The following is an 18,612-nucleotide window of genomic DNA, read 5'->3' as shown; positions in this document are numbered from 1 at the left end:
TCGCCCAAGGAGCACCCGATGATCAAGACGTTCAAGATGAAGCTGTACCCCGGCATGGAAGAGGAGTACGAGCGGCGGCACAACGAGCTGTGGCCCGAGATGATCGACATGATCCACGCCCACGGCGGCCGCAACTACACCATCGCGCTGGACCCGGACACGCTGACGCTGTTCGGCTACATCGAGATCGACGACCCCGAGCGGTGGGCCGCCGGCGCCGATACGGCCATCAACCGGAAGTGGTGGGACTTCATGGCCGACATCATGGAGACCAACGAGGACAACTCGCCGGTCTCGATGGACTTGCCCGTGCTCTTCCATTTGGACTAGCCTGTCGCGGGAAATGGCCAAAAGAGGGCGGTTCTCGTAGCTCGCGCGCCACTCCGAAGCAGCCTCGAAGCCGTTTCGGTGCCGTTTTCCCAAGTCGCGCATTGTCGCTTTTCGGCGCGACCCGCTAAGAGGTACGAGAACCGCGTCGTTTTGGCCAAAAGAGGGCGACCTTCACTATAATGAGTGCTGGAACCTAAGCGAAACGGCGAAAGCGAGCGAAGAGATGCACAGGCACACCCCCATAACCGTGCGGTACGGCGAGACGGACATGATGGGGGTGGTCTACCACGCGAACTACCTGCTGTATTTCGAAGACGCCCGGGTGGACTTCTTGAACGCGCTCGGCTTCTCCTACAACGAGCGCCTTGAAGCGGCCGGCTACATGAGTCCCATCTACGATTTGGAAGTGCACTACAAGGCCCCGCTGCGCTACGGCGAGGCCGGCTTCGTGCGCACCTCGGTGGCGAAAAACCTGCCCATGCGCACTGTGTACCGCCAGCAGGTCTACCATGGCGACGATGCTGCGGGCACCGGTGCCGCGGGCGAGCCGCTTCTGCGCGAGGGCGCCACCCCGCTCGTGGACGCGCTCGTCACCGTCTGCGTGGTGGAGCGCGACACTTTCAAGCCGACAAGCCTGCGCCGCACCTTCCCCGACCTGTACGCCCACTACGAGAAGATCGCGGAAGAGGCATAAGGCTACACCCGCGAAAGTGAACACCGATCGCGGATAGACGGCCGAAGCCGTCCTCTCCGGATGGGCGGCCGCATCGGCCTACGCGATTGCGGAGGGGCAGCCGAAGCCGCTCCCTGCGACCCGACGGCGGCACTGGGGGCGCAGCGGGGGCGCCGGCCTCAGTGCCAGCCAAAGCCATCTCTTCTACCGCTTGGCAAAAGTTGCAAAAGATGCAAAAATTGCAAAAGATGCAAAAATTGTCAAGGAGGCCTCTGAAATGACCAATCCCTTCACCCCGACGTTCGGCGTCATTCCCGCTCACATGGCGGGGCGCGAACATATCATTTCGGAACTCATCCGCGCTCTGGAGGCCGGCCCGGGCGACCCGGGCCTCACGACCATCCTGACGGGCGCTCGCGGCACGGGAAAGACCGCACTCCTCTCGTATCTGGCCGATGAGGCCTCCTCCCGGGGCTGGGTCGCAGTCAACGTGTCGGCGCTTCCCGGCATGCTCGACGAAATCCTTCAGCAAACGCTCAGGAACTCCTCTCATCTTATTGAAAGAAAGGGCGCTTTCAAACTGTCGGGCATCAAGGTGGCCGATCTCGCTGAGATCCAGTTCCAAAGTGCCGACAACGACCATCCCACCTGGCGCATACGCATGGAAGAGGCCTTGGGTCAACTGGCCGAAGCGGATGCGGGGCTTCTCATTACCGTCGATGAGGTACGCGAAGACCTCGATGAAATGGTCCAGCTTGCATCCGTTTTCCAACATTTCGTCCGCGATCGTCGCCGCGTCGCTCTCTTCATGGCAGGCCTTCCGACTCACGTAAACGGGCTTTTGCAAAACAAGTCCGTATCGTTTCTGAGAAGGGCCAACTTCCATGAACTGGGAGTTGTAAGCGACTTCGATATCGAGCAGGCCATGCGAAAGACTATCGAGGACGGAGGCCGCGGCGTGTCCCCGGAGGCGCTTTCGCGGGCCGTGCAGCTGACGGCGGGCTTCCCCTACATGATGCAGCTCGTAGGCTACCGCGCCTGGAACGAATCGCCTGAACGAGACGATGTTACCCTCGAGGACGTGGACAGCGGAGGACTTTACGCCCGTAACGACCTGCAGCGAAAGGTCTTCGACACCACGTTCTGCGAGCTCTCGAAAGGGGATGTGCGCTTTCTCGCCGCTATGCTCGACGACGAGGGTCCAAGTGCGCTTGCCGATATCGCGAGACGCATGGAAAAGAAGAGCAACTACGCCTCGCAATACAAAAGGCGTCTCATGGAGCAAGGCCTCCTTGTCGACAACGGCCAAGGAACGGTGCGCATCGCCCTGCCCATGTTCAAAGACTATCTTCGGGAAAGACTGGGGTAACCAGACTGGAAGGCCCAGAGCTCGGTCCATATTCTCAGCACAGCACAAAAGCCAGCCGCAGGGAGGGAAAGCGGCTGGCTTTGAGCTAGGGGTATTGCGCGGTTGCGAGATGGTCGGGGGACGCCTTACGCCAGGCAGCTGCGGGCGCTGATGCGGCCGAAGGCCATGGCCTCACCCACGTTGCCGTTGCCCTGGTAGAGGTAGCCCCACACGCTACCGAACTCGCCGGCGGCATAAAGACCCGGAATTTTCTCCCCGTTGCAATCGAGGATGGCACCGTCGGCCGCGCGCTTCGGGCCGCCATCGGTGTTCAGCATAGCTGGATTGCAGCGCTGGGCGTAGAAGGGAGCGGTCTTGATGGGCGTGAGCGTGTCGGCCGGCCGATAGAAGGCCATATCAGCGCCGCGCTCGCAGAACTCGTTCCACTGGGCCACCGTGGCAGTCAGCTCCTCGGGGGGCACCTCCATCTGGGCGGCCAAGTCCTCCAAGGTGTCAGCCTTGTACAGCCAGCCATCGGCCACGGGATCCGTGGTCTTGGTGGCCTCGAAATCGAAGGCGCGCTCGTAGTTGTCGCTGTCGAACACGAACCAGCCAACGGAGGGCATGGGCAGATGGTTCCACTCGCCGCCGAACTGCATGACGCCGTGGCGGCTGCCCACATGGCGGCTCAGGTCGTCACGAGGAATGTCCGCCGCATCGTTGGATACGTCCAGGGACTTATGCCCGTCCCAATCCATGTAGAAGCGGCGGCCGTTCTTGCCCACGGTGATGCCATAGCACTTGTACTTGTGGCTGGCGAGGGCCCCGTTGGAGAACGCGGTGTTGTCCAGGTTGCGCCCAGCCATCCAGAAACCGGCGGCGTTGTGCATATGCCAGAAGTCGGCACCGTGACGGGCGCAGATCTTGTGGCCGTCGCCGGTGTTGCCCTCCATGGCGAAGGATATCGCGTTCCCCACCCCGCAGAAGCCCTCGAGGAACTCCTCGTTGTGCTCGTAGCCGCCACAGCACATGATGACGCCCTTGTTCGCCTTGATCGCATGGCCGTCGGCGATGACGCCCACGACGCGGCCGTCCCCATCGCGCACCAAGTCTTCCAGCGGGGTGTTGAAGCGCAGCTCCACCGCCTCGGTGCACTCGTCGACGCAGATGTGGGTAAGGAAGTTGTGCAGGTGGTTGAAGGGCGGCTGGGCGTTGTCGTCGAAGCTGTACTCGGGAGCCACGGCGCTGGCGAACTCGCGGTACTCGGCTTTGTCCAAGTCCTCCATGAGCGTGCGCTTGGTGTCCAGCATGTCCATGGTGGCGCCGAGCGAGAGCACCCATTCCAGGTTCTCGTTGATGCCGGCAGCGAAGGCCTCCAGCACGTCGTCGGGAATGGTCTGGCCCGAGGCGGTGGTGGCCATGTCCTTCAGGTACTGCACCGGGTACTCGTACTCGTCGTCGCGGCCGAGGAAGTCGCCGGCGCACACCGGCGAGCAACCGGCAGCCGCAGCCTCCTTCTCGATGACGAGGCAGGAAGCGCCGGCGCCCTCGCGGCTCACGGTGATGGCCGAGGTGATGCCCGCAATGCCCGCGCCGACGACCACTACGTCGTACTCCTCCTCGAAGTCCACATCGGCGGCGCTCGTTCCCGTTCCCGTGCCCGAGAGCTTCTTATCGGCGGCCGTCTGAGGCGCGCAACCGGCCAGCGCCGCCGCGCCGCCGAGCGCGGTCAGGCCGCCCAGGGTGAGAAAGCCGCGGCGGGAGATGTTCGTAGTCTGCTGAGTCATGGGGTCCTCCTTCTCCGGATTGGTCTGTCTCCGTTGAGACGCCCCGCATCCTAGACCCCGGCGGCATTCCCGCCATCCCCCCAAGCAGACATTTCTGGCGCGCCTGCCCGTCCCCATTTATGGGGTACCCCTGCATGAACTGGGAAAACTATGAGTTGCCTTAGCCCTCGTAGCGATCGATGAACGCAATGAGCTCCTGCTTGCCGCCCACGCCCACCTTCGCGTACACCCGGCGCAGGTGCGTCTTCACCGTCTCGCGGGACACGAACAGCTTCTTGCCGATGTTCTCCATGCTGTAGCCGTGGATGGTCTCGGTGAGCACCTCGACCTCCCGCGGCGTGAGCCCGTAACGCTCGCACACGAGCGCCAGCTTGTCGGGAAACACGAGGGTCCGCCGCGCCTCGGGCACCAGCCGCACGGGAACCTCCTCCCCACCCACGGCCGCCTCGCTCGCGCCGCCTCCGCCTGCGGGTCCCTCGACGTCCGGAACCGGCGCGTCCGCAGAGCGGCCACCTCCTTGGCGCCCCCGCGCCACGCGTTTCGCCAGCGCGAAGAACAGCACGCCATAGCAGGCGATGAGCCACAGCGCCACCAAAGCCACGTATACCATGAAGGTGAAATCGATGCCGCCTTCGGCGTACAGGGCCGAGGTGGTGAGTCGCGCCGCGGCGGTCGTCAGCTCGTAGATGCCGTAGAACAGGCCAAAGAACAGGTAGGTATGGCGCAGGTCGCGATAGCTCTCCTGGGCCAGAAGCACCCAGAACAGCACTTGGTTCACCGTGTAGCCGCACTTCACGAGCATGCCGGCATAGGGGGCGTCCGCCAGCCAGAAGGCCGGTAGCAGCAGGCACCCCGTGGCGAACAGGGGCACCGAGAAGTACAGCAACTCGTCGAAGGTGAGGCGTCCGGCGCGCCAGACGCCGTAGAAGACCAGCAGGGCGATGGTGCCCAAGGCGACAATCTCGTTGAACCCGTCGTAGAGCCCCGAGTTGGTGGAAAGCCGCGAGCACGCCTGGGCCACGAAACCGAAAATGAGCGGGAACAGCGTGGAGCCGGCGATGATGAGCGCCCAACTGCGATGGGTGGCGAACAGCGTGATGGCGCGCTCGCCGGCGCTCTTGATGGAAATGCCGTACTGGAGCGGGTACTCGTTGTCGGCCAGGGGCAGCCGCTCCTTGCGGCGCAGGCACAGCCCCAAAAGCACTACGCCGAGCAGCTTCCCCGCCGGACGCAGCGCCATGATGGCCTCCGTGGGCAGGTACAGCGTGGAGAAGTATAGCGCCTCGTTCAGCAGGTAGGCCACCGGAATGGCCACGGCACTCACCCTCGGCGCATAGGTGGAGAACAGATGCGCGAACAACACAATGACGCAGGCCTCGCCGATGCCGCTGAAGGCCCCGGAAATGACGGAGGCGGCCAAATATTCGGCTACGCCCGCGGGCATAAGCGCGCCGAGACCGTATGCGACAAGGTGCATACCCACGAACCCCGCGCCCAACGCGAAGAACTTCCCCACCGAGGGAATGTGGCTGCGCAGGGTGAAAGCGATGGCGAAGCAGGCGACGGCCTTCACGAAGCGTGCGGTGTAGAGCGCTCCGTCGGGCACGAGCGCCGCCTCGTTGCGAGCCGTCCACACTGCCGACAGGAACAACGCGAACCCCATCACGGCCATACCCGCGGTCAGCAGGGAGTCGCGGTCAAGACGGGTGCCCGCCGTCGTCCCCGATGCGGCCGCCTCCTCAGCTGCCTCGGTCATCGCCGGTATGTTCGCCATGCTCTTCACGCCTCCATTCTACCGTACTTCTCGCCGGAAACCGAAAGGCAAAGCCAGCCGCGGGGAGGGAGGGCGGCTGGCTTGCTTGAAAGAAGACGCGCTCTCTACTGATAGGCCACCTCGCACCCCATGGCGCTCTCGGCGGCGATGCGGCCGTAGATGAGGCATTCGGCGATGTTACCGGAACCCTGGTAGAAGTGGCCCCAGAGGCTGCCGAACTCGCCGGCCGAGAACAGGCCGGGGATGGGCTTGCCATAGGGATCCAGAATCTCACCCAGGTGGCTGCGCACCGGGCCGCCGTCGGTGTTCAGCAGCGTGGGAGCGCAGAACTGGGCGTAGAAAGGTGCCTTGGCCACCGGGGTGAGCGTCTCGGGCGGCCGATGGAAGGCGGCATCCTCGCCCTCGGCGCAGAACTTGTTCCACTCGGCCACCGTGCGTTCCAGTTCCTCGGCCGGCACGTTGATCTGGGCAGCCAGATCGGCCAGGGTGTCGGCGGTCAGGGCTAGCTTGTCGGCCACAGGGTCGGCGGACGTCTCGGCGGGAATGGCACCGGCCGCCAAGCCATCGGCGTCGAAGATAAACCAGCCGCCGTCAGCGGGCATGGCCTGCCAGGGCCACGCGCCCCCGAAGTTGGTGTGACCGTAGCGCATGCCCACATCGGTGCGCAGGTCGGCCAGATAGCCCGGTTTCGGATCGGGCCACGAGGTCAGCGCGTCGTAATCCATGTAGAAGCGGTGCCCATTGGAACCCACGGTGATGCCGTACTTCTTCACGCGCGGGCCGCCGACGACCACCGATGTGAAGGCGGTGTTGTCCAGGTTGCGCGGCTGCAGCCACATGCCCGCCAGCCCGCTCATATGCCAGAAGTCGGCCCCCACCTTCATGCAGGCGCGGTGCCCGTCGCCGGTGTTGCCCTGGCCCGCGGCCGGCACGATGGTGGACACGCCGAAGGTGTTCTCCTTCAGGGCCGGATCGTTCTCGAAACCGCCGCAGCACATGATGACGCCGTCGCGGGCCTTGATGTTCTTGCCGTCGATCACGGCACCCACTATGCGGCCCGCGGCATCCTGAATCAGCTCCTCCATGGCGAAGTTCGTGCGGTAGTCCACCACATCGGTGTGCTCGTTCACTCGGTTGGTGAGGAAGGTGAAGATGTGGGGCTCGCCCTTCAGGTCGTACTCCGGGTCGTCGCGCACGATGCCGCCGATGGTGCACATGGCGTGGGCGTAGGAGCATTCCAGCTCGGGCCACACCACATCGATGTTGAGATAGGGATCCTCGGCCGTGCCGTTGGGCAGAATCTGCATCTCCTCCTCGCGGGCGCCCAGCTCCACCACCCAGTCCTTCACCTGGCCGAGGCCGTTGGCGAACACGCGCAGCACCTCGTCGGGGGTAGTGGTGTGCTCGCCGGCCAGCTCCTTCAAGTAGGTGTAGTAGTCGTCGGGCACCGTGGTCCAACTGAAGTCGCCGGCGCAGAAGGGCGAGTTGCCGTTGGGCTGCGGTTCCTTCTCGGCCAGAAGGCAGGTCTTGCCGTTGCCTTCGCGGGCCACGGTGATGGCGGCGGTCATGCCCGCAGCGCCGGCGCCGATGATGACGACGTCGAACTCCTCGTCCCAGGCGATGTTGGCCGCATCGGCGGGAGCCGCCCCGCCGGCGCTGGCGCCGGCGCCGGCGTCCGAGCCCTGGGGCGCGCACCCTGCCAGACCCGCCACCCCGGCGCCAGCCACGGCCAAAGCCGCGCCCTTCAGAAACCCGCGTCGCGTCGTCTCGATTCCGTTGTTCTCCATGATCGTTCCCCTTCCAGAGATGATGACATTGCGCCCGGCGCCGCGGCGGCGCCAGACGAGGGGGACTCTACGGCGCCACGGGCCTGCCGCCATCTTCCAAAGGGGATGAAAGCCATCGCCCAAAAGACATTATTTCGAAGTTTTACCTGATGAGAGACTTACGAATTCTGAATAAGCGAGATGAGCTCCTGCTTGGAATGCACGTCGAGCTTCTGGTAGATATGGCGAATATGGGTCTTCACGGTGCCGTCGGAAAGGTACAGTTCGCTTTGGATGAACGTGCGCGAGCGGCCCTGGGCCAGAAGGTACAGCACCTCCGTCTCGCGCGGGGACAGGCCGCGCTGGGCGGCCACGACTTCGCAGGTGCCCTTAAGGGGATCCTCCCCCGGCAACGCCGGGGCGCAGGCCTCACTGATGGACTGCGTGCGCCGCAGCAGGTACCACACGACGAAGAGCGTCCCGTAGGTAGCCGCAGCAGCCACCACCCCCTGCTGGGGCCCGCGCCCGAACAGCGCCACACCCAGAAGGAGCGCCGCCGCGCTCATGCAGCCCTCAGCCACGCCGACGGCCCGGTAGGGACTCACACCGCCCAGGCGCATGGCGGCTATCATGGCCACCCAGAACAAGAACTGGGAGAACAACTCGGTGGCGATGGAGGCCTGGGCGGCCACCACCGACGGCAGGCCGAGGGCGTTCACCAAGGCGCCGTCCTGCAGGAACAAACCTCCCAGCACAATGAGGAACAGCACCACCAACTGCGACAGCATCGCCGATTCGCGCAACCGGAAGAACGCCACGTACACGGCGATGGCCAAGGCTATACCCACGGGTAGTACCAGCGTCACGTACTGGGCCCCAATCACGTTCTCGCGGCCCCAGAACCCCAGGTCGCTCACCGAGCGGGCCACGGCCGAGAGCACCGCCGCGGCAACGAGGAACACGTAGGCAGTTCGCGTGTCGGAAAGCGCCGACCAACGCGCGAAGGGAAGCCCGGCCATGCCGCGCAGCAACGTGACCCGGGCTGCCCGGTCAGCCAGGGCCGAGGCGACGATCACCGATGCGCCCGTCAGCACGGGCGAAAGACAGGTGCCCACCACCTGGAAGCTCTCGGGAAGCACACCGGTCACCGTCACGAAAACCATCTTCAGTATGCGGCTCGCCGCCAGCACGAGCACGATAGTGGAGAACTGAGGGATGCGACCGACCATGGCAATGAGCCGCACTTCGAGCCAGCCGTAGCCGGCGGCCGTAAGCACCGCGCACAGGGCCGCGCCGGCAAAGCCGAGCCCCGAAGCCTCGCTGTTCACGTACAGAATCGTGGCGAGCAGGCCTGTCACGGGAACCACCACGGCCAACGGCCGATCCAACTTTCGCGTGAAGGCGGGGAAGGCCGCGATGAGGAAGGCGCCGACCGCCAATCCGAGCGACCAGAAGAACCGTCCGTTGAGACCGAGCGCCGCGAACAAGTCGTTCACACCCACCAGCCCCGCGGCGTGCCCGAGCATATCGGGCCACATGTCCATGCAGGCGAGTCCCACGACAAGCGCGGCCACGAACCCGATCTCAAAGCTATGGGAAGCTGACTTTTCCATGGCCGACATGATAGCGCAACGATCCAACACGGACGACAACCAATACGCGGCATATCGGGAATGGCCGCCGCTTCCCGTCAGTGTTCCACACCCTCACTTCCCTGCCAGAGCCTGGCTTTGGGCGGAGAGGCGCGGGAGGGCGAAGTCTTCGAAGGCGGCCAGGGCCGGGGAGAGGGCGCTGGCCGGCGTGGCGACGCCGATTTCGATGTCGGTGCGGGGGGCCAGGGGCATGAACGCGATGGCCGAGCGGGTGTCGCGGGCGTAGATGTCGTTCATGAGCGTGATGCCGAGGCCGGCTTCCACCAGGGCGAAGGCGGCGTGGGTGTCGCGCACCGTGTAGCGCGGGCGGGGCTTCACGCCGCAGGCCGCCAGGGTGCGCGCGTTGTCGCAGTCCTCGCCGGGGTACACCTCGATGAAGGGCTCCTCGGCGTAGCGCTCGATGGGGAACGTCTTGCGGCCGGCCCAGGGATGGTCGGCCGGCAGCACGGCCACCATGGGATCGCGCAGAAGCGGCGTCCAACGGTGATCGCCCTCGCGGCGGCTCATGATGGCGAAATCCAGCTCGCGGCGCTCGAGGCTGGCGAGGAGAATGGAGCTGTTCGCCTCCACGAGGTTCACCGCGATGCCGGGGTGCTCGTCGTGGAAGGCGGCGATGATGCCGGCCAGCTGGCGGTAGAACTGGCGGTAGGCGCTGCCCACGGTGATGCTGCCGCACACCGCGCCCCGGATGGCCGCCGCCTGCTCATCGCAGGCCCGCTGGGCGGCGACGAGCTCGCTGAGCGCCGGCAGCATCGCCCGGCCGTCGGGCGTGAGCGTCACCCCGGCCTTACTGCGCGTGAATAGGGGGAATCCCAGCTCGGCCTCCAGAGAGGCCACGGCGCGGCTCATACCCGACGCGGTGTAGCCCAGCGCCTCGGCGGCAGCGGTCAGATTGCCGAGCTCCACGGTCTTCAGCACGGCGGCGCACTTCGCGGTATCCATGGCAAGCCCCCCCTTCTTTGCGAATTTCACAATGATGATATGCCACAGTGTCGCTTTTCGCAATGATACGCCATCGCTAAGATGACCGCAACAGGGCACTACCCGGCAGAGAAGGGAACCGGCGATGACGGCACGACATGCGGCATGGCTCCTCGCGGCGGTGATCGCCGCCCGGGCCACCTCGTTTCTGTTCAGCACGATCCTCTTGGCGGATATGGGGCCGCTTACCCTGCTGGGCGTGCGCTTCACCCTCGCCTTCGCCGTGCTGGTGCTGCTGTTCTGGTGGCACCTGCGCGGCCTATCGCGCCGCGCCGTGCTTCACGGCTGCCTCATGGGCGCGGCCTTCTTCGCCACCATGGCCTTCGAGCTGCACGCCCTCACCCGCGCGCCCTCCTCCACCGTGTCGCTGCTGGAGAACCTGGCTATCGTCATCGTGCCCCTCGCCGAGGCGCTGCTGCTGCGTCGCGCGCCCCGGTCGACCGTGGCCGTGGCCGCCACCCTCGCCGTGGGAGGCGTGGCCTGCCTCACTGTGGGGAACAACCTCGCAGGCACGGCGCCCTTCGGGCCCGGCGAGGGACTCGCGCTGCTGGCCGCCCTCTGCTACAGCGCCGCCATCCTCGTCACGGCGCGGTTCTCCCGCGAAGGGGACGCGCTGGCCCTCGGCATCGTCCAGATCGGCGTCATGGGGGCGCTCGGACTGGCGGCCGCCTTCCTGTTCGAGCAGCCGACGCTGCCCGCCGGCCCGTTGCAATGGGAGGCGCTGGCCGTGCTCGTCGTGGTGTGCACCGGGTTCGGCTTCACCCTGCAGCCGGTGGCCCAGCGCCACCTGTCCGCCGAGCGCGCGAGCCTGTTCTGCGCCACCACGCCGCTCGTGGCCAGCCTGCTCGGCATCACGCTCCTCGGCGAGCCGGCCGGCCCCGCCACCTTCGTCGGCCTCGGCCTCATCATATCCGCCATGGTCGTGGCGAACCTGCCCATGCGGAAGCGAACCGGAGTAACGCAGGCAGATGCGAAGGCGGGCGCAGCGAGGCAATGGGGAGCGGGCGCCGACGCAAGATCAGGCAGAACCCGCGGCGGCATCAAGTCGGACGGCACCCACGGCGGCGCGCGGACGGACGGTGCCCACGGAGGAGTTCTTCGCTGGGCTATTCGCCGTCGATGAGGTGGATGAGCTCCTCGCGCTTGTTCACGCCGAGCTTGCGGTAGATGTTGCGGACGTGGGTGCGCACCGTTGAGATGGAGAGCACCAGGGACTTCGCGATATAGGCCGGCGTGAAGCCGCGGGCCAGAAACACGAGCACCTCGGCCTCGCGGGGAGAGAGGCCGCGGGCCGCGGCCACCTCGGCGCAGCGGGCCTCCAGGGTGTTCTGCATGCTCGGCTCGGCCAGCTCGAAAGCATCGCCGGACGCGTTCGGACGGACGGGGGGCTCGGAACCGTCGGGGGCGCCTGCGCCTTCGAACTCTTCTCCGTGCGCCGCGCCGACGGCACCCCCGCCAGGGGCGTCGCCGGTGCCCGATCTTGCGGCCAGGGCCGGCTCCTCCGCGGCGGCCGACTCGTGGGGCGCCACCAGCTCGTTCCACGACGTGCGGCCGAGAAACACCAGGAGCACCGCCACGAACGCGCCGGTGAGCACCGCGAGCCACGGGGCGAAGTCGTCGGTCACCGTAAGCACCTGGGAGAGGATCTGCCCCAAAAGCGCCGCAGCTGCGGCCACGCCGCAGGCGAAGCCCGACGCCACGTTCGCCGGCAATTCGCGGTTGCGCACCACGGCGAGCAGCACCGCGCACCCCAGCAGGGCGAGGACGATGTAGAACACGTAGAGGGCCACCACCGAGGCATCCCGCGGGAACGTGCCTGCGGGAAACGCGCCCAGCACTACGAACGCCGCCGCCATAAGGGGCACGAGGATGCGGTAGGACCAGGGCAGCAGGGGCGTGCGCCCCCACAAAAAGCAGACGCCGAACATCACGAGCGCCGCAACCGCTCCCCCGAGAAACGACGCCTGCACGACGCCGAAAGCGCTATGGGCCATCACGTCGGTCATGAACGCGTACACGGCGAACCCCAGAAGGGGCAGCCAGGTCACCGACACGAGGCGGCGCATCGTGTCGGCGGGACGGGCGAGAGGAAGCGCAGGGTCGCCCATGCGGGCGGCCACCGGCGGCACGACGACTCCCGCCACGAGCAGCAGGCAGAACACGGGGACGAGCGCCGAGGGCGGCAGCAGCGCGAGAATCCAGCCGACAAAGGAGGCCGTCAGCACGACGAAAGCGCACAGGACGAGGGCCTGGTCGATGGGGACGGCCACGGCTCGGGCCCATTCCGCCACCAGCGGGGGCAGCGCAGCCCCCGCCAAAAGCCCCGCGCCTACGGCCGCCGCCGGCAGCGGCATCGGGGCGAACAGAAGGCCCACGGCGCCCATCGTGCCGAGCAGGTAGGCTGCGGCCGCGATGGCAGTGACCCGGGCGCGTGCGAACACTTTGCGCGGGCGCTGCAAGCCGCGCAGGAGCACCACGACCGACGAGGTGACGGCGGCGAGAAGCAGCGCGAACAGAAACGTGTCGGCGATTGCCTCGAACTGAGGGGCCTCGGCGAACGCCCCGATAGTCGGTGCATGGGCGAGCAGCGTGGCCACAAAAGCAACGAGAGCGAGATGAATAGGGCGCAGGGCGAGCGCGGCGTGTCCATCGTCGCCGGCATCGCGCAACGCGAAACCCTCCATGGCCTTTCCGCCTCCTTTCTTCGCTCCGGTACCTAGACGAGATGTCCGCACATCGCCGGGCGATCGCGCGACACAGCGCACCGAGCCGGCGCGCTCCCTTCCAAACGCCGATTCTAGCATCGCCGCGGGATAGCGCCCGTCGATCCGGGAACTCGTGGCCGACCTGTGATAATGCAGCCGGACGCATCTGTTTCCGACTGCGTTTTCCACAATACCCAAAAAGTGCGATGCCCTTACCCATAAGCGGCGATGGCGCCCGACGGCCGCGCTCCCTATAGTGGACGTCGTTCCTCTTGGAGGCGGACTCCCACGGCTTGGTCTTCTGGGGCCATTGAGGCCAGGCCGCTCCGCCTTCACCAAGGGCTATGCGGGAACCTGGCGCAGCGCGCCGGGAACTCGAGGGGCGGCGGTTCTCCTTTCTGGCCGCCGCCCGCTTTCTTTACCTTGTGCTAACTCGGAACGGCCGCGTATCATCAGGGGGACCGCGGCCGGAATCGCAGGGCCGTCGCGTCGGAGAGAGACGCAGCGGCCCTTCTTTTTTCGGCGAGGCCGCTCTAGAACGGGCTCGTATAGAGGCGCAGGCCGTCGGGGAGGCGCACGAGACCGGCATCCTGGAGCCACGAAGCGGCCGGAGTGGCCAGAACATCGCGGCCGTTGAAGTGCTCGACGACGATCTTGCGTCGCGCGGCAGAGGCGCCCTCGCGCTTGAGGGCGGCGCGCACCGAGGCGACCAGGGCGGCGACGGCCGCCTCCAGCAGTTTTTCGTCGTCTGAAAACGCCAGCAGCGATTTCAGACGCGGCGCGGCCCAGAGCACCGGCACACCGTCGGCGATGACCACCATCGCCCCCTCGCGGCGGGACGGCCGCGCGGCCACGACGGCGGAATCGACCGCAGGGGCGTCGCCCGCCACACCCCACGCCACGTCGGGCCAGGAAATGCCGGCGCCGAAGAGGCACGCGGGGTCGTCGGCGGGAAGCGCGACGAGGGAGACGGGCGCTGACGCATCCGCAGGCTGGGCGAAGGCGCGCAGGGTCTCCACGGTCTCGCGCTGGGCAAACTGGGCCGGCCCCATGTCCTCCACGAACATGCCGCGCGCCAGATCGCCCGCGTCCTCCATGGCCTTGAGCACCGGGTACAGCGTCGTAAGCCCGCCGGGCACACCTGCCGCCAGCGCGATGTCGCGCGTCACAACCCCGTAGCGGTCGAGCAGCGATTCCACCAGAGACACCGCTTGCGCCGTGGAACTCTGGCCGCTCGGCGCCAGGGCCGACCAGCGCCCGGCGAGGGCGGCGTCGAAGGCGGTCGCCGCAACCTGGCGGCCCACCACGGCCGCACGGGCCGCCATGCGGGCCTCGCTGCGAAGAGACCGGCCCCGCCGGCTGCTCGCCCGCCGCCGCGAGGGCGAGGGCGTCTGGCCGCTGGCCGCGGACGCCGATGCCGCTGCGGCCAGCCCTCCGGCGCGGGGAAAGCCCAGACCGTCGCCGGTCGCCTTCCCCTGCCACACGAGCCGCTGCAGCGCCTCGGCCACCTCGCGATCCGTCGGCGCCACGGGCTCGGTGAGCCGCGCGGCGCCATCCGCCAAGGCGCGAAATGGAAGCGGCCCTTGGGCTGCCAGCACGTGGCGCACGATGACATCCAGCGGAGGGTCTTCCAGGGCGCCTGCGTCATCTTGGCCCGGCTCGGCTACAGCGACTTCCGCCACGCCCGCCTGGGTGTCCTGGGACACTGGCGCCAGGGGCGAGTCCGTCGGGAAGAACGAGACGAGGTGCGCCTCCCCCGCTATCGACGCCGTCCACAGCACTTCGCCTGCGGCGATGAGCTCGTCCAGCATGGCAGGCCGATAGTCGGGCACGCGGACCGGCATCACGTCTCTCTCCCACTGCTCCATGGGGAGGGCCGCGCCCTCGAACTGCGCGATGACCTGGGCTACGCCGTCAATGCCCGCAAGCGTCGGCTCACCGGTGCGCGCGACGTCCTGGCGATCCAGCAGGAAGCGCACATAGGCGTCGGCGGGAACGGGGCGCACCGCCTCGCGGGCCCGGGCGAGGGACCGGCTGCGCAAGCGGGCGAGCACGGTGCCGTCCGCCCAGCGGTCGGGCCCGAGGCGCACGAGCCTCCCCTCGGCGGCCAACCGCTCCAATGACTCCGCCGCAAGCGCCACGCCGACCCCCAGGCTAAAAGCGGCCTCTTCGCTGTCGAAAGGCCCGTGGGTGCGGGCGAAGCGGGCCGCGAGGCCATCCAGGGGACGGGACAGCTTTCCCTCCCTCTGAGCCCAGGAGGGAACCGCAATGCCGAGCACCGCGCTCAAACGCGGGCCGTCATCGGCGGCGACCCATCTTTCCGCTCCGCCGATGACGGCGGGGAAAGCCCGCCGGTCCGCTTCCAAATTAGCAAGAAGAGCAGCCGCATCAGCGCCCGCGGAAAGAGCGCCCGCCTCGCCGTTCTCAGTGCGCGCAGCGACCTCCTCCACCGTGAGCGGCCCCAACTCCCGCAGAAGGTCGGCCACGCCTTCCGCGCCCCGCGCCTTCCAGCCCGCGACCGTCCGCTGCAGCTCGGCCACGGTGCGCGCCACCACCTCCGCATCCAGCATATCTTCCACAGCACCGGTGCCCAGAAGCTCGCCCAGAAGCGCCGGATCCACAGACAGGAGCGACGCCTGGCGCTCGGCATGGGGTAGATCGCCCTCGTAGAGGTGCTCGCCCAGATACCCGAACACGAGCGGCGCCGCGAAGGGCGACGGCGCGGCCGTGCGAACTTCGCTCATCTTGATGGAGCCCGAGTCAAGACCGTCCATCACCTCGCGCAGGGCTGGCAGGTCGAACACGTCCTGCAGACACTCGCGCAGAGCTTCCAGAACGATGGGGAAATCCTCCTCGCGCCGGGCCGCCTCCAAAAGCTGTCCGCCCTTGAGACGCTGCTGCCATAAAGGCGCCCGCTTGCCCGGGGCCGTCGGCGCCATGAGCAGAGCCCGGGCCGCGCATTCGCGGAAACGGGCGGCGAACAGGGCCGTGAACCCCACGCGCTCGCGCACGATGGATTCCAACTCGTCGGGATTGAAGCGGAACAGATCGCTTCCCGGTAGGGCGTCCTCGGTGGCGGGCACGCGCAGCACGATGCCGTCGTCGGAGGCCACCGCCTGCGGGTCGAAGCCCAGCGTGGAGGTAATGCGATGGGCCACGGCCAGCGCCCAGGGCTCGTGCACGCGGCGCCCGAAGGGAGAATGCAGAATGACGCGCATATCGCCCGTTTCATCGGGGCATGCCTCCACCACGAGCCGCCGATCCGTGGGCACCGCCCCGGTACAGGCGCGCTGCGCCTCTATGAGAGCCGCCAAGTTGCGCCGGGCGTCCTCGTCCAGCCCGTCGGCCATCAGGCGATCGCGCAGCGCCGGAGTCATGGCATTCTTCCCCGAACGAGCCTCCGGCGCTTCGTCCCGTTCGGCAGCGCGCGCAATACCGCCGTCGAGCGCCCGCACAAGAGCCCCCCGGGCGCGGCCCGTCTCGTAGGGGCGACCAATGGCCTCGCCGTGCCAGAAAGGCAATCGCGCGGCGCGTCCCGGGGCCGCTTCCACGATAACCCGGTCGGCACCGATCTCCTTGATGCGCCAGGTGCTCGTACCCAGGGCGATGATGTCGCCCACACGCGACTCCATCACCATCTCCTCGTCCAGCTCGCCCACACGCCGGCGCCCCTGACGGGCGTCGCCCTCGGGCAGCACCACCGAGAACATGCCGCGATCGGGAATGGTACCCGCCGCCGTTACGGCCAGGCGCTGGGAACCGGGGCGCGGCGTGAGCAGCCCCGTCTCGCGATCCCACAGGATGCGCGGCGCGAACTCGGCCACCTCGCCCGAGCCGTAGCGCCCGGCGAGCATGTCGAGCACTCCCTCGAAGGAGCGTCGGCCCAAATCGGCATAGCAGGCCGACCGCCGCACGCAGGCGAGCCACTCGTCGGCTGGAAGGCCGTCCGGCGCCATGGCCACAGCGGCCACGGTCTGCTGGGCCAGCACATCGAGCGCATTGCGCACGAGCCGCGTGCTCTCGATGGCGCCGGCCTCCATGCCCTCGGCCATGACGGCGGCATCGATGACCTCCACCCGGGTACGCGGGAAGATGATGCCCTGGGAGCGGCCGCCCACCTGGTGGTTCGCCCGCCCCACGCGCTGCAGCCCGCTGGCCACCGAGGGCGGCGCGGCCACCTGCAGCACCAAATCGATGGAACCCATATCGATGCCCAATTCCAAGCTGGAAGTGGCCACCACGCAGGGCAGCTCCCCCGCCTTCAGCTCCCGTTCCACCTGCAGCCGCTTCTCCTTGGAGACCGATCCGTGATGGGCCTTCGCGATGACCACCGCGGGCTCGGTCACCAATTTGGTGGTGGAGCCGATGTCGGAGCGGAAGGCCGTCCCCGGCGCACCCCGCATGGCATCGGCGCCCGTGGGCACGCCGCGCACCGCATCGTCGCCGAAAGCCGTCGCATCGCCGCTACCCGCAGCTGCCCAGAAGCCGGCCACCTCGGAATGGGGCGCGTCCAAGCCGAGGCGCTTCGCGTACAGCTCGTTCAAGCGTGCCGTCAGCTTTTCGCACAAACCGCGCGAGTTCACGAAGACAATCGTGGATTTGTGGGCCAGCACCTCGTCCAGAATGGCCGCCTCGATATGGGGCCAGATGGAGGAGCTGCCCAGGCGGCTGTCAGGATGCGGCGCGGGCGACGCGCCCTCGGCCATGACAGCCCGCAGCGCCCGATCGGATTTCCATGCATCCTCGACGGGTGCCCGGCGCGGACCGGCGCCCCGCTGCCGCGTGCCGTCCCCGGCACCGGCAAATCCCCCGAAGGCGGGGACGGCCGTCATGTCGCGCACGGGCACGCGCACCGAAAGATCGAGGCTCGGAAGCGCCTCCGTGGCTACCACCGTCACGGGCCGCACGCCGCCGAGGAACCGGGCCACTTCCTCGCGCGGGCGCACCGTGGCCGACAGCCCGATGCGCTGGGCCGGAGCCTCCAGCAAATCGTCCAGCCGCTCCAAAGACAGCGACAGGTGCGCCCCGCGCTTGTCGCCGGCCAGGGCGTGCACCTCGTCCACGATGACCGTCTCAACCGTGCGCAGCGCCTCTCGGGCCGCCGAGGTGAGCATGAGGTACAGCGACTCGGGCGTCGTGATGAGAATGTCGGGCGGATTGCGGGCGATCTTGCGGCGCTCGTCAGCGGGGGTGTCGCCGGTGCGCATGGCCGTGCGGATTTCGGGGGCTTTCGCGCCACGGCGCGCGCTCTCGACGGCCGCCAGCTCGGAGATGGCCGAAAGCGGCCCCTGCAAGTTGCGGTCCACATCGGCGCCGAGAGCCTTCAGGGGCGATACGTACAGCACGCGCACGCCGCGAACCCACTTCTCGCCTGTTTCAGCGACCCGAGCCTTCTCGCCCATGAGCGCGTCGATCGCCCACAGGAACGCCGCCAGCGTCTTGCCCGAGCCCGTCGGCGCTATCACGAACGCGTTCTCGCCCCGCGCGATGGCCTTCCACGCCTCGCCCTGCACCGCCGTGGGCGCCCCGAAGGCATCGGCGAACCAGTGGCGCACCGGTTCCGAGAACGAGGCCATGGCCTCAGCATCATCCATAG

Annotated in this window: 11 protein-coding genes; 4 read left to right on the top strand and 7 right to left on the bottom strand. The window is 67.6% G+C overall.

What is annotated here, in order from left to right:
- The first annotated feature begins 18 nt into the window (after positions 1-18).
- The 3 genes from rhaM to ACYVRU_RS03925 all read left to right on the top strand — a co-directional run bounded on the left by rhaM (position 19) and on the right by ACYVRU_RS03925 (position 2,372).
- Entirely contained in the window at positions 19-330 is a 312-nt protein-coding gene (gene rhaM / locus ACYVRU_RS03935) for an L-rhamnose mutarotase (protein WP_157012567.1), read from the top strand.
- A gap of 223 nt (positions 331-553) precedes the next feature.
- Positions 554-1,024 carry an acyl-CoA thioesterase gene (locus ACYVRU_RS03930; protein ID WP_157012568.1) on the top strand — a complete coding sequence of 157 codons (471 nt, stop codon included), beginning with the start codon at positions 554-556 and terminating at the stop codon, positions 1,022-1,024.
- Positions 1,025-1,280: 256 nt separating this feature from the next.
- Positions 1,281-2,372, top strand: coding sequence for an ATP-binding protein (locus tag ACYVRU_RS03925; RefSeq protein ID WP_157012569.1), 1,092 nt, complete (start codon positions 1,281-1,283; stop codon positions 2,370-2,372).
- A 125-nt stretch (positions 2,373-2,497) separates the two neighbouring features.
- On the opposite strand, the gene ACYVRU_RS03920 is transcribed toward ACYVRU_RS03925, so the two are convergent.
- The 5 genes from ACYVRU_RS03920 to ACYVRU_RS03900 all read right to left on the bottom strand — a co-directional run bounded on the left by ACYVRU_RS03920 (position 2,498) and on the right by ACYVRU_RS03900 (position 10,272).
- Complete coding sequence (locus tag ACYVRU_RS03920; protein WP_157012570.1) at positions 2,498-4,138, bottom strand: FAD-dependent oxidoreductase; 1,641 nt, start codon at positions 4,136-4,138, stop codon at positions 2,498-2,500.
- A gap of 160 nt (positions 4,139-4,298) precedes the next feature.
- Positions 4,299-5,912 carry a helix-turn-helix transcriptional regulator gene (locus tag ACYVRU_RS03915; RefSeq protein WP_157012571.1) on the bottom strand — a complete coding sequence of 538 codons (1,614 nt, stop codon included), beginning with the start codon at positions 5,910-5,912 and terminating at the stop codon, positions 4,299-4,301.
- Between the two features lie 104 nt (positions 5,913-6,016).
- Entirely contained in the window at positions 6,017-7,699 is a 1,683-nt protein-coding gene (locus tag ACYVRU_RS03910; protein ID WP_157012572.1) for an FAD-binding protein, read from the bottom strand.
- A gap of 158 nt (positions 7,700-7,857) precedes the next feature.
- A complete protein-coding gene (locus tag ACYVRU_RS03905) occupies positions 7,858-9,291 on the bottom strand; it encodes a response regulator transcription factor (RefSeq protein ID WP_451917876.1) in 1,434 nt (477 codons plus the stop codon).
- A gap of 93 nt (positions 9,292-9,384) precedes the next feature.
- Complete coding sequence (locus ACYVRU_RS03900) at positions 9,385-10,272, bottom strand: LysR family transcriptional regulator (protein WP_157012574.1); 888 nt, start codon at positions 10,270-10,272, stop codon at positions 9,385-9,387.
- A gap of 124 nt (positions 10,273-10,396) precedes the next feature.
- Here ACYVRU_RS03900 and ACYVRU_RS03895 point away from each other — a divergent pair, with 124 nt between their 5' ends.
- Positions 10,397-11,434: a DMT family transporter gene (locus ACYVRU_RS03895; RefSeq protein WP_157012575.1), complete on the top strand. Its 1,038-nt coding sequence runs from the start codon at positions 10,397-10,399 to the stop codon at positions 11,432-11,434.
- Here the strand turns inward: ACYVRU_RS03895 and ACYVRU_RS03890 are convergent.
- Together ACYVRU_RS03890 and ACYVRU_RS03885 are read right to left on the bottom strand one after the other, a co-directional pair.
- The gene (locus ACYVRU_RS03890) at positions 11,418-12,995 is read right to left on the bottom strand and encodes a response regulator transcription factor (RefSeq protein ID WP_461185745.1); all 1,578 of its coding nucleotides are present in this window, start codon (positions 12,993-12,995) and stop codon (positions 11,418-11,420) included. The two genes, ACYVRU_RS03895 and ACYVRU_RS03890, sit on opposite strands and share 17 nt — an antisense overlap.
- A 554-nt stretch (positions 12,996-13,549) precedes the next feature.
- Positions 13,550-18,610 carry a DEAD/DEAH box helicase gene (locus ACYVRU_RS03885; RefSeq protein ID WP_461185744.1) on the bottom strand — a complete coding sequence of 1,687 codons (5,061 nt, stop codon included), beginning with the start codon at positions 18,608-18,610 and terminating at the stop codon, positions 13,550-13,552.
- Positions 18,611-18,612: the final 2 nt, after the last annotated feature.

Source organism: Adlercreutzia sp. CNCM I-6216 (assembly GCF_977113345.1).
This window is presented reverse-complemented; position numbering and strand designations above follow the sequence as displayed.

What these genes read in the sequence shown, in the direction of transcription:
- rhaM (WP_157012567.1), top strand. Translation starts at nt 19, where the DNA reads ATGATCAAGACGTTCAAGATGAAGCTGTACCCCGGCATGGAAGAGGAG.
- ACYVRU_RS03930 (WP_157012568.1), top strand. Translation starts at nt 554, where the DNA reads ATGCACAGGCACACCCCCATAACCGTGCGGTACGGCGAGACGGACATG.
- ACYVRU_RS03925 (WP_157012569.1), top strand. Translation starts at nt 1,281, where the DNA reads ATGACCAATCCCTTCACCCCGACGTTCGGCGTCATTCCCGCTCACATG.
- ACYVRU_RS03920 (WP_157012570.1), bottom strand. Translation starts at nt 4,138, where the DNA reads ATGACTCAGCAGACTACGAACATCTCCCGCCGCGGCTTTCTCACCCTG.
- ACYVRU_RS03915 (WP_157012571.1), bottom strand. Translation starts at nt 5,912, where the DNA reads ATGGCGAACATACCGGCGATGACCGAGGCAGCTGAGGAGGCGGCCGCA.
- ACYVRU_RS03910 (WP_157012572.1), bottom strand. Translation starts at nt 7,699, where the DNA reads ATGGAGAACAACGGAATCGAGACGACGCGACGCGGGTTTCTGAAGGGC.
- ACYVRU_RS03905 (WP_451917876.1), bottom strand. Translation starts at nt 9,291, where the DNA reads ATGGAAAAGTCAGCTTCCCATAGCTTTGAGATCGGGTTCGTGGCCGCG.
- ACYVRU_RS03900 (WP_157012574.1), bottom strand. Translation starts at nt 10,272, where the DNA reads ATGGATACCGCGAAGTGCGCCGCCGTGCTGAAGACCGTGGAGCTCGGC.
- ACYVRU_RS03895 (WP_157012575.1), top strand. Translation starts at nt 10,397, where the DNA reads ATGACGGCACGACATGCGGCATGGCTCCTCGCGGCGGTGATCGCCGCC.
- ACYVRU_RS03890 (WP_461185745.1), bottom strand. Translation starts at nt 12,995, where the DNA reads ATGGAGGGTTTCGCGTTGCGCGATGCCGGCGACGATGGACACGCCGCG.
- ACYVRU_RS03885 (WP_461185744.1), bottom strand. Translation starts at nt 18,610, where the DNA reads ATGGATGATGCTGAGGCCATGGCCTCGTTCTCGGAACCGGTGCGCCAC.